This is a genomic window from Plantibacter sp. Leaf1, assembly GCF_001421315.1.
Classification (GTDB): domain Bacteria; phylum Actinomycetota; class Actinomycetes; order Actinomycetales; family Microbacteriaceae; genus Plantibacter.
Window position 1 is genome coordinate 1,554,167 of record NZ_LMJX01000002.1, and the last position, 15,164, is coordinate 1,569,330.

The 15,164-nt window shown below is 71.8% G+C and carries 14 protein-coding genes; 6 read left to right on the forward strand and 8 right to left on the reverse strand.

Annotated features, from left to right (window positions below; translation table 11 throughout):
- From ASE44_RS09510 to ASE44_RS09525, 4 genes are read right to left on the reverse strand one after another with little or no spacing between them, the layout of a single operon-like run.
- On the reverse strand, positions 1-639 hold the full coding sequence (locus ASE44_RS09510; RefSeq protein WP_056779233.1) for a GNAT family N-acetyltransferase: 639 nt from the start codon (positions 637-639) through the stop codon (positions 1-3).
- 49 nt (positions 640-688) lie between these two features.
- Positions 689-1,804 (reverse strand): beta-propeller fold lactonase family protein, encoded by a 1,116-nt coding sequence (locus ASE44_RS09515; protein ID WP_056779235.1) that lies wholly within the window; start codon positions 1,802-1,804, stop codon positions 689-691.
- A gap of 42 nt (positions 1,805-1,846) precedes the next feature.
- Positions 1,847-2,140, reverse strand: coding sequence for a winged helix-turn-helix transcriptional regulator (locus ASE44_RS09520; RefSeq protein ID WP_056779238.1), 294 nt, complete (start codon positions 2,138-2,140; stop codon positions 1,847-1,849).
- 25 nt (positions 2,141-2,165) lie between these two features.
- Positions 2,166-3,452, reverse strand: coding sequence for an adenylosuccinate synthase (locus tag ASE44_RS09525; RefSeq protein ID WP_056008884.1), 1,287 nt, complete (start codon positions 3,450-3,452; stop codon positions 2,166-2,168).
- A 252-nt stretch (positions 3,453-3,704) separates the two neighbouring features.
- On the opposite strand from ASE44_RS09525, the gene ASE44_RS09530 reads away from it, so the two are divergent.
- On the forward strand, positions 3,705-4,457 hold the full coding sequence (locus ASE44_RS09530) for an HAD-IIB family hydrolase (RefSeq protein ID WP_056779240.1): 753 nt from the start codon (positions 3,705-3,707) through the stop codon (positions 4,455-4,457).
- 47 nt (positions 4,458-4,504) lie between these two features.
- On the opposite strand, the gene ASE44_RS09535 is transcribed toward ASE44_RS09530, so the two are convergent.
- The gene (locus ASE44_RS09535; protein ID WP_056008893.1) at positions 4,505-4,981 is read right to left on the reverse strand and encodes a DUF3151 domain-containing protein; all 477 of its coding nucleotides are present in this window, start codon (positions 4,979-4,981) and stop codon (positions 4,505-4,507) included.
- Positions 4,982-5,106: 125 nt separating this feature from the next.
- Here ASE44_RS09535 and ASE44_RS09540 point away from each other — a divergent pair, with 125 nt between their 5' ends.
- From ASE44_RS09540 to ASE44_RS09550, 3 genes are all read left to right on the forward strand, one after another.
- Positions 5,107-5,766, forward strand: a complete 660-nt coding sequence (locus ASE44_RS09540; RefSeq protein WP_056779244.1) for a TetR/AcrR family transcriptional regulator — start codon at positions 5,107-5,109, stop codon at positions 5,764-5,766.
- Positions 5,756-6,412 (forward strand): hypothetical protein, encoded by a 657-nt coding sequence (locus tag ASE44_RS09545; protein ID WP_082455927.1) that lies wholly within the window; start codon positions 5,756-5,758, stop codon positions 6,410-6,412. The genes ASE44_RS09540 and ASE44_RS09545 overlap by 11 nt, the downstream gene beginning before the upstream one ends.
- Positions 6,413-6,482: 70 nt before the next feature.
- Positions 6,483-8,360, forward strand: coding sequence for a YhgE/Pip domain-containing protein (locus ASE44_RS09550; protein ID WP_056781018.1), 1,878 nt, complete (start codon positions 6,483-6,485; stop codon positions 8,358-8,360).
- Positions 8,361-8,769: 409 nt separating this feature from the next.
- Here the strand turns inward: ASE44_RS09550 and ASE44_RS09555 are convergent, their stop codons facing one another.
- Positions 8,770-9,090, reverse strand: coding sequence for a hypothetical protein (locus ASE44_RS09555; protein ID WP_157579841.1), 321 nt, complete (start codon positions 9,088-9,090; stop codon positions 8,770-8,772).
- A gap of 254 nt (positions 9,091-9,344) precedes the next feature.
- Complete coding sequence (locus ASE44_RS09560) at positions 9,345-9,956, reverse strand: TrmH family RNA methyltransferase (protein WP_056779245.1); 612 nt, start codon at positions 9,954-9,956, stop codon at positions 9,345-9,347.
- Between the two features lie 165 nt (positions 9,957-10,121).
- Here ASE44_RS09560 and ASE44_RS09565 point away from each other — a divergent pair, with 165 nt between their 5' ends.
- Together ASE44_RS09565 and ASE44_RS09570 are read left to right on the forward strand one after the other, a co-directional pair.
- Positions 10,122-10,916: an HAD-IIA family hydrolase gene (locus tag ASE44_RS09565; RefSeq protein ID WP_056008903.1), complete on the forward strand. Its 795-nt coding sequence runs from the start codon at positions 10,122-10,124 to the stop codon at positions 10,914-10,916.
- Between the two features lie 54 nt (positions 10,917-10,970).
- Positions 10,971-12,011, forward strand: a complete 1,041-nt coding sequence (locus ASE44_RS09570; protein ID WP_056779248.1) for a zinc-dependent alcohol dehydrogenase family protein — start codon at positions 10,971-10,973, stop codon at positions 12,009-12,011.
- 69 nt (positions 12,012-12,080) lie between these two features.
- Here the strand turns inward: ASE44_RS09570 and ASE44_RS09575 are convergent.
- On the reverse strand, positions 12,081-15,164 hold a 3,084-nt coding region (locus ASE44_RS09575; protein WP_235522581.1), incomplete at its 5' end, for a hypothetical protein.

Consider the following 15,164-nt stretch of genomic DNA (forward strand, 5'->3'; position numbering starts at 1 on the left):
TCAGGGACCGGGGCGGAGCGCGACGGGGCCGGGGCTGCGCGCGAGGCGCTCCTCGAGACCGGCGCGCACCTCCGGCCACTCCTCCGCGATCACCGAGAACAGCGCGGTCGTCCGCCAGGTGCCGTCCGCCCGCTGCTTGTCGCGTCGGATGAGGCCCTCGAACGTGGCCCCGAGCCGCAGGATCGCGGTGCGCGACCGCTCGTTGCGCTCGTCGGCCTGGATCTTCACCCGGCCGAAGCCCGCGTCGAAGGCGAGGCCGAGGAGCAGCAGCTTCGTCTCGGCGTTGACGGCCGTGCCCCACACGCGCGGGTCGTACGCCGTCCAACCGAGGTGGGCGGCCTCCCCCGGCTCGTCGAAGTCGCCGAGCGTCGAGGTGCCGACGAGGAGCCCGTCGTGCTCGCCGCCCACGAGCCGGATGACGTAGGTATTGCGCACGCCGGTCGTGAAGTATCGGTCGGCGAAGACGTCGAACTCGGCCTGCGTCGTCGGCAAGCCGTCCGGTCCGCCGCCGTACCCGCCGGCGAACACCTCGGGGTGCGCGATCGCCACGAACAGCTCGGGATAGTGCGAGCGGGCGAGCGGTTCGAGTCGGATGGTCCGGCCGTCGATCGGTCGGGGTTCGGGGCGTCGTGCGGTCACCGTTCCACCGTATCCGCTGGCGAGCGTCGCGCGAGGACCGGTCTCGCGATCAGGCGAGGATGAGGCAGGTGGGCGACCCGGCGTCGAGGGTCCCGAGCAGCGTCGTCGGGACGCCCGTGCGTTCGTCGAGTCGGAAGCTCGCGACGCTGTTCGACAGCTGGTTCGCGACGTGCAGGAAGCGGCCCGACTCCCGGTGGTGGCGCGGCATCGTCCCGCCGCACTCGACGTCGGCCACGGCCTCGACCCGCGAGCCGTCGCCCGTCACGCGCAGGGTGGCGAGGCGATCGCTCCCCCGGACCCCGACGTGCAACTGCTCGCGCGATGCGGCGAGGCTGATCTCGGCACCCGTGTCGCCCTCCGACACCCCCTCCGCGGGCGCGACCGTGGCCGCCAGGAGGTGCCAGTGGCCGTCCGTCCCGTCCACCCCGAGGGTGAAGACCTCGACCGAGTACTCGGTGATGACATGGAGGTGACCGCTCGGGTGGACGACGAGGTGCCGCGGACCCGTGCCGCGCGGGAACACGACGGTGTGGTCGAGGACCAGTCGACTCCCCCGCAGCTGCCAGATCCGGACCGTGTCGTGGCCGAGGTCGGTGGTCGCGATCCGGCCGTCGGGCAGGAGGGCGGAGGCGTGTGCGCGGGACGGCCGGGACGGCAGCGCCTCGCCGACGGCGGCCTCCAACGCGAGGAGCGTCAGGGCGTCCTCACCGGCGTCCGCGGCTTCGGCGGCGAGTGCGGTGGGCGAGGCCCACGGGTCGACGGACGACTCTCCGAGCCGCGGGTCCCCTCCGAACGCCGCGTTCTCGGCGAGGGGCACGGACACCACCCGACCGTCGCCGTAACAGCTCGCGACGAGCAGGTCGGCGCCTGGGACGGTCGCGACGTGACAGACGCCGTCGCCCGCCTCGAGGGGCTTGCCGAACGGCGCGAGGCCGAACTCGCCGGAGCGCTTGAACGCCTCCACCGCGCCGGTCGACTCGCTGGCCGCGTAGACGATCGGGAGCGTCGGGTGCAGCGTCAGGAACGACGGTGACTGCGCCTCCGAGGACTGCACCTGCCGGAGGGTCCCCGCCTCGTCCTGCCGCAGCAGGCTGATCCCGGCACCGGTGCCGTCGGCCTCAGCGGTGTAGGAACCGAGGAGGAGGTAGGGGGTGTCGTCGCTCATCCCCACAGTCTCCCACCTGCACCGACGCCCACCGATGTCGGATCAGCTGGAGCGGCGGGCTCGGACCCCGGCCGCGTACTCCTTCGGACTCATGCCGATCGCTTCCCTGACGATCCGGATGAGCGTCGCACGCGTGATGCCGAGGGCGTTCGCGAGGGTGACGAGCGAGAGGTCGGGGTCGTCGTCGAGGGTCGCCAGGGCACGCCGGACCCGTGGGTCGAGCGTGCCGGTGTCACGCGGGGGACGCACCGCCGGCCGTGGCCGGACCTCGCCGGTCGAGAGTTCCTCGACCGGCGGGAGCCCTGGCAGGGACGGCTGACCGGATTCGTTCACCACGGCAGATGCGACGCTCGTCCTCGGCTCAGTCGACGAGGTCGTGACGCACGACGATCGCGTCGCGGCCGGGGCCGACGCCGATCGCGGAGATGCGCGAACCACTCATCGACTCGAGCGCCAGCACGTAGTCCTGCGCGTTCTTCGGCAGGTCCTCGAAGCGGCGGACACCGGTGATGTCCTCCTGCCAGCCGGGGAACTCCTCGTAGATCGGGACCGCGTGGTGGAAGTCGCTCTGCGAGACCGGCACCTCTTCGACCCGGACACCGTCGACCTCGTAGGCGACGCAGACCGGGATGGTGGCGAGGTCGTCGAGGATGTCCAGCTTCGTCAGGACGAAGTCGGTGACCCCGTTGATGCGTGCCGCGTACCGGGCGATCGGGGCGTCGTACCAGCCGACGCGACGCGGGCGCCCCGTCGTCGTGCCGAACTCGAAGCCCTTCGAGCGCAGGTAGTCGCCGGACTCGTCGAACAGCTCGGTCGGGAACGGACCGGCACCGACGCGCGTGGTGTACGCCTTCACGATGCCGATGACGCGGTCGAGGCGGTTCGGTGCGACACCGGAACCGGTGGCCGCGCCGCCCGAGGTGGCGTTGGACGAGGTGACGAAGGGGTAGGTGCCGTGGTCGACGTCGAGCATCGTGGCCTGGCCGCCCTCGAAGAGGACGATCTTGCCCTCGTCGAGCGCCTCGTTCAGCACGAGCGCGGTGTCGGCGACCATGGGGCGCAGGCGCTCGGCGTACGCGAGCAGGTCGGCGACGATCTCGTCGACCGTGATCGCCCGGCGGTTGAAGACCTTCACGAGGAGGTGGTTCTTCTGGTCGAGCGCGCCCTCGACCTTCTGGCGCAGGATGTTCTCGTCGAAGAGGTCCTGGATCCGGATGCCGACCCGGTTGATCTTGTCGGCGTAGGCCGGGCCGATGCCGCGGCCGGTGGTGCCGATCTGACGCTTGCCGAGGAAGCGCTCCGTCACCTTGTCGATGGTGCGGTGGTACTGGGTGATGACGTGCGCATTGGCGCTCACCAGGAGGCGCGAGACGTCGATCCCGCGGGCCTGGAGGGCCTCGAGCTCGTGGAACAGCACCTCGATGTCGATGACGACACCGTTGGAGATGACGGGCACGACGCCGTTCGTCAGGATGCCGGACGGCAGGAGGTGCAGGGCGTACTTCTCGTCGCCGATGACGACCGTGTGCCCCGCGTTGTTGCCGCCGTTGAACTTCACGACGTAGTCGATGCGGTCACCGAGCAGGTCGGTGGCCTTCCCCTTGCCTTCGTCGCCCCACTGGGCGCCGACGATCACGATTGCTGGCATCTGGATGCCGCCCCTTCCGGATTCTCGTGTGCCCGGCGGACCCCCGGAGGAACCCCGCCCTGACAGGCCGGACGCCCACCCTCTGCGGGCGGGCGTCTCGTGCACGCACCCCTCCATCGTACCGGAGCCGGGTCTCGGGCATCGAGTTCCAGCCGGCGCTCGATACCATGATGGGATGCTCAGGCCCCGGCCGGCCGTTTCGCACGCCGATCGCCCTCGACGACCGACCTCCCGACCGACCGAACGGAATCCATGACCTCCCTGCCGCGCCTCGTCGCCTTCGATCTCGACGACACCCTCGCCCCGTCGAAGTCCGCGCTCGACCCTCGCATGGCCGAGCTGTTCGTCGCCCTCCTCGAGCGCACCTCCGTGTGCATCATCTCCGGTGGCCAGATCGTGCAGTTCCAGAACCAAGTGCTGGACCGCATCGGCGCCGCATCTCCAGAGGCCCTCGGTCGCCTCCACCTCATGCCCACCTGCGGCACCCGCTACGACCGCTTCGACGGCACCGCGTGGACGACGGTCTACCGCCACGATCTGAGCGACGACCAGAAGGCCCGCGCGATGGGTGCCCTCGAGACCGAGGCTAAGCGACTCGGCCTCTGGGCCGAGGAGACCTGGGGCCCGATCCTCGAGGACCGTGGTTCGCAGATCACCTTCTCCGCACTCGGCCAGGCCGCACCGGTCGCCGAGAAGACGGCCTGGGACCCGGACGGCGCCAAGAAGGAGTCGCTGCGTTCCGCGGTGCAGGCGCTGCTGCCCGACCTGGAGGTGCGCTCCGGCGGATCCACCTCGGTCGACATCACGATGGCGGGGGTCGACAAGGCCTTCGGCATGACGCGCCTCGCTGAGCACACCGGCGTCCCGCTCGAGGAGATGGTGTTCGTGGGAGACCGCCTCGACGAGGGCGGCAACGACTACCCCGTGCTCGCCCTCGGGGTGCCGTCGGTCGCCGTCCACGGATGGCAGGACACCGCGGCGTACCTGGAGTCGCTCGGCCTGTAGGGCGTCGGTCCCTGAGCCGCGCTCCGGTCCCTGAGCCTGTCGAAGGGCTAGTCGGAACCGAGGATGACGATCGCCGAGGTGGGCGGAGCCGCTGCGGCGACGAGGTACTCGATCTCCTCGGACGCCGTCGGGTCGGCCTCGCGCAGGAAGGTGTCGAGTCGCTCGACCTCTTCCGTCTCGCCGATCGCCTTCGCGGAACGGCGCAGGGCGTAGAGCGACCGCAGCACGCCGCGGTTCGGGGCGTGCGACCACGGGATCGGTCCCTGACCGCGCCAGCCGGCGCCACGCAAGGAGTCGAGGCCCCGGTGGTATCCGACGCGCGCTGCCGCGTAGCCGGGGATCGGGGACTGCGGGTCGTGGACCGCGTCGGCGAGCAGGGCCCAGCCGAGCGATGAGCGCGGGTGGGCTGCGAGGAGCTCGGCCAGCGCTTCGATCGAACCGACCGCCGCGTGGAACTCGGCGTCGGTGGCGCTGTCGTCCGGCAGCAGTGTCGGAGGGGTTGCCATCAGATTCTCACCGGTCATCGTTCAACCATAGCTCCGTTGCCGGAGCCCGGCGTGGGAGGAAGCTGGCAGCCGTCGCTGAGAGCTCGCCGCATGCGTCCCCGGCTATATTGCACACGGCTGTGCAAGATAGTACGATCACTGTCATGACCACCACCGAAGTGCCGCCGAGCCCACCCCGGGCCCCGCGCCGCGACGCCACCGAGAACCGCGTCGCCCTGCTCGAGGCCGCCCGCCTCGCCCTCCGCAGCGACCCGGACGCGAGCCTCGAGACGATCGCAGCGGCCGCCGGTCTCACCCGCCGCTCGGTCTACGGCCACTTCGCCACCCGCGACGAGCTCGTGAACGCCGTCGTCGTGGCGGGCGCCGAACGGGTGGCCTCGTCGATCACGGCCGTCCGCGGCGACGACCCGCTCACGACGATCGCGCTCATCGGCGACGTCCTCTGGGCGCAGGTGGACCACGTGCGCATCATGGCCCCGCTCGCCGTGCGCGGCCCGCTGCGCGCCGTCACGGCAGCGGCCCTCGAACCGGTCCGCACCCTGCTCCTCCGCACCGTCCAGGCCGGGATCGCCGACGGCTCCATCCGTCCGGACATCGACGCCGACATCCTGGCCCGACTCGTCGAGAGCACCGCGATCGGCGTCCTGGAGGAGGCGAGCCGCTCCGAACTCTCGACCGACGCCGGTCGCCGGCTCGTCATGCTCGCCACCCTCGGCGCGGTCGGCCTCTCCTGGCAGGACGCCGGCGCCGTCGCCGACCGCGCAGCCACCCACACCCACGAGGAGACCACCCATGCGCGTTGAACTCGACGGCGTCTCGAAGGGCAAGGGCGGCATCGTCCTCGAACCGACCTCGCTCTCCTTCCGGACCGGTGAAGCGACCTTCGCCCGCGCCGAGACCGAGCAGCGCCCGACCGTCCTCGGTCTCATCGCCTCCGGGCGCATGAAGCCCGACACCGGCACCGTGCTCGTCGACGGCACGACCGACCGCAAGACGATGCGTCGAACAATCGCCCTCATCGACGCGCCCGACGTCTCCGAACCCGCCAGCGGCGTCGCGGTCGCCGGTGTCGTCGCCGAGGAACTCATGTTCGCCGGTCGTGCGAGCCACCCCTTCGCCGTCGCGAGACTCCTCGACTCCCTCGGCCTCGCCTCGCTCGCGAAGCAGCCGATCTCCACCGTCGCGCCGACCGAGCGCGTGCGGCTGCTCACCGAACTCGCCGTCCTCCGCGAGGACGTCACCGCGATCGTCCTCGTCTCCCCCGACCGGCACGGCGGCGATCCGCTCGGCTGGTGGACGATCGCCCGCCGACTCGCCTCCCGGGGCTACGGCGTGCTCGTCATCGCCGGAGACGCCTCCGCCACCGCCATCAACGCCATGTCGGACGCCCCCGTCTCCGAGAACGCCACGGACGAACTCGTCCCCCTCTTCCAGCAGGACTGGTCATGACGCACCGCGTGCGCCGACCCGACCCCGCCTTCCCCTCCGCCAGCACCACCCGTCCCCAGAAGGACCTCCTGTGAAGATCTTCGCGATGATCCGCGCCGAACTCTCCCGCCTGTGGGCCACCCCCATGTCGCGCCTCGCCCTCGTCGCCCTCATGTGCGTGCCCCTGCTCTACGGCGGCCTGTACCTGTGGGCCAACCAGGACCCGTACGCGAAGCTCGACCAGGTCCCCGTGGCGCTCGTCGTCGAGGACTCCGGTGCACCGGCGACCGACGACACCACGGGTGACGCGACCGGTGAGACGGAGAACTACGGCGACGACATCGCCGAGCAGCTCATCGAGGACGGTTCCTTCGCCTGGCACGAGGTCAGCGCGGCCGACGCCGCTCGGGGTGTGAACGACGGGACGTTCGACTTCAGCGTCACGATCCCCGCGGACTTCTCGACCTCGCTCACCTCCGCGTCCGGCGACGCCCCGCGGCAGGCGACGGTCCAGCTCACGACGAACGACGCGAACAGCTACCTGGCGACGACGATCGGCGAGCAGGCGGTCAAGCAGATCAAGGCGACGATCGTCCAGACCGTCAACCGCCAGGCCGCGGGCCGGTTCCTCATCGCCCTCGACACCATCAAGACGAAGCTCGTCGACGCCACCTCCGGTGCCACGCAGCTGGCCGACGGAGCCCAGCAGGCCTTCGACGGTGCCGGGACCGCCCAGGCCGGCGCCGCGACCCTCGCGTCGGGCACGGCGCAGATCGCCGCCGGTACGGCCAGCCTGCCTGCCCAGACGGACCAGCTGGCGTCGGGGGCCGAACAGGTCGCCGCCGGCACCTCGACGCTCGCCGGCAAGGGCGACGAGGTCGGCGCGGCCGCCCAACGGCTCGTGAACTCGATCCCCACGGCACGCGCGCAGATCGCGCAGACCCTGACGGAGAACGGCTTCACGCCCGAGCAGATCGCCCAGGTCCTGGCCCTCCTCGACCCGGTCGCGGCCGACGCCACCACGGCGAACGAGCGGGTCCAGACCGTGGTGTCGCAGGTCGACCAGTTGAACAGCGGTGCCCAGCAGGTCGCGGGCGGCGCCAGGACCCTCAGCAACGCCATGCCAGCACTCGCCACCGGGACGCAACAGGCCGCGGACGGCGCAGCATCACTGCAGACCGGCCTCACCACGCTGCAGACGGGCCTCGGCACCCTGCGCGACGGCATCGTCACCCTCCGCGACGGACTGCAGTCGGGTGCCGACGCGATCCCGGCGACCACGCCGGACTCCCGCACGCTGCAGGCCAAGACGATCGCCGACCCGGTGAAACTGACGAACGCCTCGGTGACGAGTGCGGGCACCTACGGCGCCGGCCTCGCGCCGTTCTTCGTGAGCCTCGCCGCCTGGATCGGCATCTACGCCCTCTTCCTCATCGTCAAGCCGGTGTCACGCCGCGCGATCACCGCCCTCCACAGCCCGATCAAGGTGACGGTCGCCGGCTGGCTGACGCCCGGCCTGCTCGGCACGATCCAGATGGTCGCCCTGTTCGGCATCCTCGCGGGCGCCCTCCACTTCGAGGTCCACAACCCGCTCGGCACCTACGGGATGATGGCGCTCGCCTCGCTGACGTTCGCGGCGATCATCCTCACCCTGAACGTGTGGTTCGGCAGTGTCGGCCAGTTCCTCGGGCTCGTCCTCATGGTGGCCCAACTCGTCACCGCCGGCGGCACGTTCCCCTGGCAGACGTTGCCGGCCCCGCTCGCCGCGCTGCACCATGTGCTCCCGATGTCGTACGCCGTCGACGGGATGCGGCAGCTGATGTACGGGGGCCGGATGGACGCGGCACTGCAGGACGCCGGGGTGCTGCTCGCGTGGCTGGCGATCGCGCTGAGTCTCTCCGCGATCGGGGTCACCAGGATGACGCACGCCCGCACCCTGCGCGATCTCCGCCCCAGCCTCATCGGCTGACGACCAGGCGGAGCGCGCGGAATCCGCGCCGGAGCGTCGTCCTCGGGTGGGGATGACGCTCCGGCGCGCGTGGTTCGCCGCTTCCGTGCGACGCCCATTCGGGTCGGGCATCGATCGCTGACGGCGGGAAGAGCGCGACCTCGATCGGGTTCGGGTGCGCCCGCCGTCGTCTCGCTCCCTTGAGTGATCGACGGAGCGGGCGATCATGACGCGGAATGCGGCAGATTCCTCGGAACGGGTCACGAGCGGGTGGAATCCCGTCGGCCTCGCCCGGAAACACCGGAGGCCGCCGGGAGTGGGGGGACTCCCGGCGGCCACCGGTGCGACGGAACGGTGCGGTTCCGTCTGGGCGCACACGATCGCGGCGGTTCGGGCCGCCGCGATCGGGTGCAGGTTCGACGCGTGCTGATCAGAAGGGGATCAGCGACGCCTCCTCGCGCTGTTCCGCCAGCATCCGACGACGGGTCGCGAACGCGGCTCCCGCACCCCAAATGAGGAGCGAGGCGAACAACGCACCGGCAGGGGCGATGAGTTCGCTCGGGCCGGTCTGCGTCGCGCTGACCGACATCGACGTCTCGTCGGCACGGGTGTCCGCCTGTGCCGGCGCAGCGACGCCGACGAGGAGGGCGACCGCGAGGGCGGCGGGGACGGCGAGCGCGGTGACGCCGCGGACCAGGGACGGACGGGATCCTCGTTCGGGCGAGACTCCCAGGGCGGAGCTGTGCTTCATCTTCAGTTCATCCTTCGGGTGACCGCCGATGCGCACCACACGGATTCGGGTCCGTGCGGTGGCCCTCAGTGGCTTCGGGTGCCGGGAGGGATTCGGGTTCAGCGGTGGAGCATCGCTCCGGTACAAAGTATGCCGGTCCGTGTCGGCACTTTGGGGGACCAGGACCGCAATTGAGGGAATCTTGAGGTGTTCCTGAGGAAGCGATAGGGGCATCCCTCGGAACCACCCGCGGACGGGGGACAACCCTGTCGACGTCAGTCGAAGGACACGTGCTGCATGACCCACGCGTGCATCGCGACGGCCGCCGCAGCGGAGGCGTTGATCGATCTCGTCGAGCCGAACTGCGTGATCTCGAGCACCGCATCGGCCGCCGCGATCGCCTCCGACGACAGGCCGGGACCCTCCTGTCCGAACAGCAGGATGCAGCGCTCGGGAAGGCGGGTGGTCTCGATCGGGACCGAGCCGGGGACGTTGTCGATCGCGATGATCGGCAGTCCCGCGTCGCGCGCCCAGGCGACGAGGCCCGCGACGTCGGCGTGGTACTCGACGTGCTGGTAGCGGTCGGTGACCATCGCCCCGCGCTTGTTCCAGCGACGACGACCGACGATGTGGACGGTGTCGGCGGCGAACGCGTTGGCGGTGCGCACGATCGACCCGATGTTCATGTCGTGCTGCCAGTTCTCGATGGCGACGTGGAACGGGTGCCGGTGCTCGTCGATGTCGGCGACGATGGCCTCCATCGTCCAGTAGCGGTACCTGTCGACGACGTTCCGTGCATCGCCGTCGCGGAGGAGCTCCTCGTCGTACCAGGGCTCCTCAGGCAAGTCCCCCTGCCACGGGCCGACGCCACCCTGGCTCGCGGACACCGCGGGATCGACCGGGTGGGCGGCCGGATCTTCCTGGCTGGGCGGGGTCTCTGGCACCAGCCAACCCTACCCGCGCCGTGCCACACTGGAGATCCGGGCCCGACGCCGCGCCACCCCATGAGGCGCGCCGCACCACCGGCCCGCTCGAACCACCTGGAGGAACGCATGTCACGTCGCGACGAGGTCGAGTGCTGGCTCACCGACATGGACGGGGTGCTCGTCCACGAGAACCACGCCCTCCCCGGCGCAGCCGCGCTCCTGCAGCAGTGGCAGGACCAGCGGACGCCCTTCCTGGTGCTCACCAACAACTCGATCTTCACCCCACGCGACCTGAGTGCCCGCCTGCGCGCCTCCGGCCTGGACGTGCCGGAGGAGTTCATCTGGACCTCCGCCCTCGCCACGGCGGCGTTCCTCGCCGAGCAGGAGCCGGGTGGCTCGGCGTTCGTCATCGGCGAGGCCGGGATCACCACCGCCATCCACGAGGCCGGCTTCACGATGACGGAGACGAACCCCGACTACGTCGTCGTCGGTGAGACCCGCAACTACTCGTTCGAGGCCATCACGAAGGCGATCCGCCTGATCGCCGGCGGCGCCCGGTTCATCGTCACGAACCCGGACGCCACCGGACCGAGCAAGGACGGCCCGCTGCCGGCGACCGGCGCGATCGCGGCGCTCATCACGAAGGCGACCGGCATGGAGCCGTACGTGGTCGGCAAGCCCAACCCGATGATGTTCCGTTCCGCCCTCAACAAGATCGGCGCGCACTCGGAGAACACGGGCATGATCGGCGACCGCATGGACACCGACATCGTCGCGGGCATCGAGGCGGGTCTCCACACGATCCTCGTCCTCACGGGCATCAGCGACGAGGCCGAGATCAACCGCTACCCGTTCCGGCCGAACGAGATCCTCAGCGGCGTCATCGACCTCGTGACCGACCCCGTCGAGGTCGAGATCTAGTCCGGCCCCTCCCGCAGCCACACCGACCCGCTCCCCCAGCTTCGAGGATCGCCCATGCGCGCCGTCGTCTACGACCAGTTCAGCACCGAGCCGACCGTCCGGGAGGTCCCGGATCCGCAGCCCTCCGACGCCGGCGTGGTCGTGCGGGTGGAGACGACCGGCCTGTGCCGGAGCGACGCGCACGGCTGGCTCGGCCACGACGACGGGATCGCCCTCCCGCAGGTGCCCGGTCATGAGCTCGTCGGACGCGTCCACGCCGTCGGCCCGCTGGTCGAACGGTTCCAGGTGGGCGACCGCGTCACCGTCCCGTTCGTGTGCGCCTGCGGGCGCTGTGCCGAATGCCTCGCCGGGAACGGGCAGGTCTGCCCGAACCAGACGCAGCCCGGCTTCACGCACTGGGGGTCGTACGCCGAACTGGTCGCCCTGCACGATGCGGACGTCAACCTCATCCCGGTACCGGAGTCGCTCGACGCGGGCGCCGCGGCCCTCCTCGGCTGCCGGTTCGCGACGGCGTTCCGCGGGCTCGTGCACCGGGCGGCGCTGCGCAGCGGTGAGCGCCTCCTCGTCGTCGGCTGCGGTGGCGTCGGGCTGAGTGCCGCGATGATCGGGGTGGCCCTGGGTGCCGAGGTCGTCGCCGTCGACATCGACGCCGCAGCCCTCGCACGCGCCAGGTCGATCGGCGTCACGCACACGGTCGACTCGAGCGGGCTCGACGAGGCCGCCGTGCTCGCGCGCATCGCCGAGGTCAGCCCGGGTGGCGTCCAGGTCTCGGTCGAGGCCCTCGGTCGGGAGTCCACGATGCGGCTGAGTCTCCTGGCGCTCGCACCCCTGGGACGCCAGGTGCAGATCGGACTGTTCTCCTCCGAGCCGGCGCTCCCGATGCCACGGATCATCGCCCAGGAGCTCTCCCTGCACGGCAGCCACGGCATGCCGGCATCCGACTACCGCGAGCTGCTCGACCTCGTCGCGAGCGGCGCGCTGCGCCCGCAGGACCTCATCGAACACCGCATCGGCCTGGACGAGGCACCGTCGGCGCTCGTCGCCCTCGCGTCGGGCGACCGGTCGACGGGCGTCACGGTCATCGACGTCGCCTGATCGGGGTGGCGGCCACGGCCGCGCTCGCCCTGCCCGCCCGGCGCCGGTGCTGCGCTCGGCGGGCGAGGGTCAGGCGGAACCCTCTTCGGACGGACCCGAGGAGAGGGACGATGCCGTCGGCTGCGGGGTGACTCCCGCCGCACCGGACGCACCCGCGGCGTTCGCCGCACCGACGAGGGTCCCGAAGTAGAACGCGAGGAGCAGGAGGACCGCCGCACCGAGCCCGACGACCGCCCAGAGGAGCGCCTTCGGGATGCTCTGATCGAGCGGTTCGCCCCGGTACTCGGGAAGGTCGCGATCCGGGACCGACGTCGGCGTGGCGGGCTGCTCCGTCGGGGATGGTGCGGTCGTGGGCTGCGGTGGCAGGGAGGCACCGACGATCCCCGCGGCTGCGGCCGGGGTCACGAAGCCGTTCGAGCCGTCGAGCTCGGGGAAGGCGACCGTCTCACCGGGCAGCGCGGCAGGGGCCGTCTGCACGGGGTGCGTGGCCGGACCCTGCGACGGGACGGCGGCGTGCGCGCCCTTGGCCGGACCGTAGGCGGGTGCCGGACCGGCTCCGTGCTCGCCTGCGGTGACCTCGTCCGAGCCGTCGTCGTCGTTGCGCTCGACCGGATCCGTCACGTCCTCGACGCCCGGCACCGTGGCCTCGGCGGGTGCTGGTTCCGGATCGGTGACGGCGTCCGTCTGCAGCGACCATCCGCCCTCGGCGGCGAAGGCGTCGGCGAGGGAGTCGGACGATGCCGCTTCCGCCTCGGGGGTACTCGGCTGCTCAGCGGGTGTCGACGGTGCGGCCGGGGCAGAACCGTCCGTCGGTTCGGCATGGGACGGCGCACCGTCCGAGACCGGGACCTCCACCGTCTCGGTGTCGGGACCGACGTCGAACAGCGACTCGAGCCGCAGCTCCTCGCTGACGGGCTCCGGCTCGGTGGTGGCCGAGCTGTCGGCGTCGGTGACTTCGGCGTCAGGCGCATCGACGTCGGTGACTTCGGCGTCGGTGTCAGCGACGAAGGACGGCAGCGGGGTGGCGGCTGCCGCGGAGAGCGGGACCGCGTCGAACTGGACGATCTCCTCGTCGAACTCGTCGTCGAGTTCCTCCGGGTCGACCGCGAATCCGGCCGATTCGGCCGACGGGGCGGTGTCTGTCGATGACGCGGGCGCGTCGATCGACGCATCCGCACCCTCGGTGTCGCCGGCTGTCCGCTCGTCGAGGTCGGCCGCGGGGCTCGTGCCCGCGGATCCGAGCACGCCGAGCGCTCCGAGTCCACCGGCAGCCGCTGCGGCGTCGAGACTGGCGTCGAGTCCGCCGAGCGACAGCGTCGGGAACAGGTCGACCGTGTCGTTCGCCGCGGGGATCACGCCAGGGGCGTCCGAGTCGGCGTCGTCGGTCGTGTCGTCACGCCAACTCGCGTACTCGTCACCCGGGCCGTCGACGAGCGGGCGACCGAGGGTCTCCGCGGCGAGGCCGGGAGCGAACGGCTGCACGTCTCCCGCGATGAACGCCGCATCGGGGACCTCGCCCTCGAGCGCGAGTTCCGACGGCGACGCTGCGCTGACCGCGGGCGCATCGGTGCCCTCCCACTGGACGGCGGGCACCGGGATCGGCTGCGTCGTGGGAGCGGCGTGCACGAGGGGGTCGAGTGCGTCGTTCGGAGCGAGGTCCCAGACGAAGGGCGCGCTCCCGAACGGGCTGACCGTCGGCTCGGGCTGCACGCCGTCGAGGGAGATGAGCTCAGTGATGGAGCGCTCGGCCTGGGGCGTCGGCGGGCCGAAGGCGGGCGGGACCTCGGAGGTCTCCGTCGCGGCGTCGTCCGTCGCCGCAGCGTCCGCCGGGGCGTGGTCCACCAGGGCGTCGGTGTCGGCTGATCGGTCCGTGGCAGCGGGCTCGGAGTCGACCGGGGACGGCTGGCCTGCGGCCGCGCCGCCGAGGGCGGTGAACCCGGGGCCACCGAGGCTGTCGAACGGCCGTGTCTCGTCGAGCGGTTCGGCGGAGGCGTCCGGCACCGTCTCGGGCCACGGCACCTCGGCCGGTGAGCTCGGGGTGTCCGGCGTCGGCGCCGCTACGACCGTGTCCCAGCGGAACGGGGCGGCCGGCGTGACGGGTGCGGAGCTCGCAGTGGCGTCCGGTGCCGGTCCGGTGACCGTCTCGGGCTCGATCGGGGCAGGCTGCGCGGCGAGGGAGTCATCGACGGTGTCGACCGGTCCAGAAGCGGCGTCCGTGCTGACGCCGTCCGCGCGCGGCTCGGTCTCGATCGACCAGGGCTCCGCCGGGAGCGGGTCGGCGGCGACGTCGGGAGCCGCGTCCGTGAAGATCGGGTCGGCGGCGTCGGACGACTGCGCGGCGGGCGTCGTCTGGCTCGCGCCGAACGTCTCACCGAACGGCTCCGTGAGCCAGGCGAGCGGATCGGTCCGCGGAGCGGAGGTCGTGGCGTCGTCGGCGGTGGAGGCCTGGTCGGGGGCGGCGTCGGTGGAGCGGTCGCGGACCTCGACGGTCTCGCCACCGAGGACGTCGTCGCCGAAGGTCTCGGAGAGGCTCCAGGAGCCCTCCGGGAGGTCGTCGTCCGAGCCGGCGGCCGCTGGGGCCGACCTCGGCTCGACCGGCTGCGCACCGAACGTCGCGGCGGGAGGCAGCGGCGCATCGACGGGCTGCGGCGCTGCCGGTTCGGCGTTCGATGCCGTGTCGAAGCCGCTCGGGCGTGCCGGGGTGTCGGTCGCCGGGGTCGCGTGCTCCGCGTCGACGGCCGCCCACGCCTCCGGATCGTCCGCGGCCAGGGCCCGGGCCGTCGGCAGGGCCATCGTCGAGACGTCTTCCGCTGCCGGTTGCGCGTCGTCGTCGCTCGCGCCCAGACTCCAGGGTTCGTCGTCGACGGGCGGGAGGACGACCGGGTTGGTCGGTGCGGGACGGAAGGTCCCGGCAGGGGCGTGCTGGAGTACGGAATCGGTGTCGACCGTGAGCTCGTTGCGAGCCGGCGGGGTCGGAGCCGCGGGGGCCGGGGTCGGCGGGACGACGGGCAGCTCGAGGGCGTTCGGGTGCCGGAGCGCACCCGTCGACTCGGATGCAGGAGTGGACTCGGCGACCGGAGACGCGTCGGACACGGGCGTCCACGCGGGAGCGGGAGCCTGGTTCGACTCGGGCACGGGCGTCCACGCGGGAGC

Excerpts from the sequence above, each read along its gene's own strand:
- ASE44_RS09515 (WP_056779235.1), bottom strand. The coding sequence starts at position 1,804 with ATGAGCGACGACACCCCCTACCTCCTCCTCGGTTCCTACACCGCTGAG.
- ASE44_RS09525 (WP_056008884.1), bottom strand. The coding sequence starts at position 3,452 with ATGCCAGCAATCGTGATCGTCGGCGCCCAGTGGGGCGACGAAGGCAAG.
- ASE44_RS09530 (WP_056779240.1), top strand. The coding sequence starts at position 3,705 with ATGACCTCCCTGCCGCGCCTCGTCGCCTTCGATCTCGACGACACCCTC.
- ASE44_RS09535 (WP_056008893.1), bottom strand. The coding sequence starts at position 4,981 with ATGACCGGTGAGAATCTGATGGCAACCCCTCCGACACTGCTGCCGGAC.
- ASE44_RS09540 (WP_056779244.1), top strand. The coding sequence starts at position 5,107 with ATGACCACCACCGAAGTGCCGCCGAGCCCACCCCGGGCCCCGCGCCGC.
- ASE44_RS09545 (WP_082455927.1), top strand. The coding sequence starts at position 5,756 with ATGCGCGTTGAACTCGACGGCGTCTCGAAGGGCAAGGGCGGCATCGTC.
- ASE44_RS09555 (WP_157579841.1), bottom strand. The coding sequence starts at position 9,090 with ATGAAGCACAGCTCCGCCCTGGGAGTCTCGCCCGAACGAGGATCCCGT.
- ASE44_RS09565 (WP_056008903.1), top strand. The coding sequence starts at position 10,122 with ATGTCACGTCGCGACGAGGTCGAGTGCTGGCTCACCGACATGGACGGG.
- ASE44_RS09570 (WP_056779248.1), top strand. The coding sequence starts at position 10,971 with ATGCGCGCCGTCGTCTACGACCAGTTCAGCACCGAGCCGACCGTCCGG.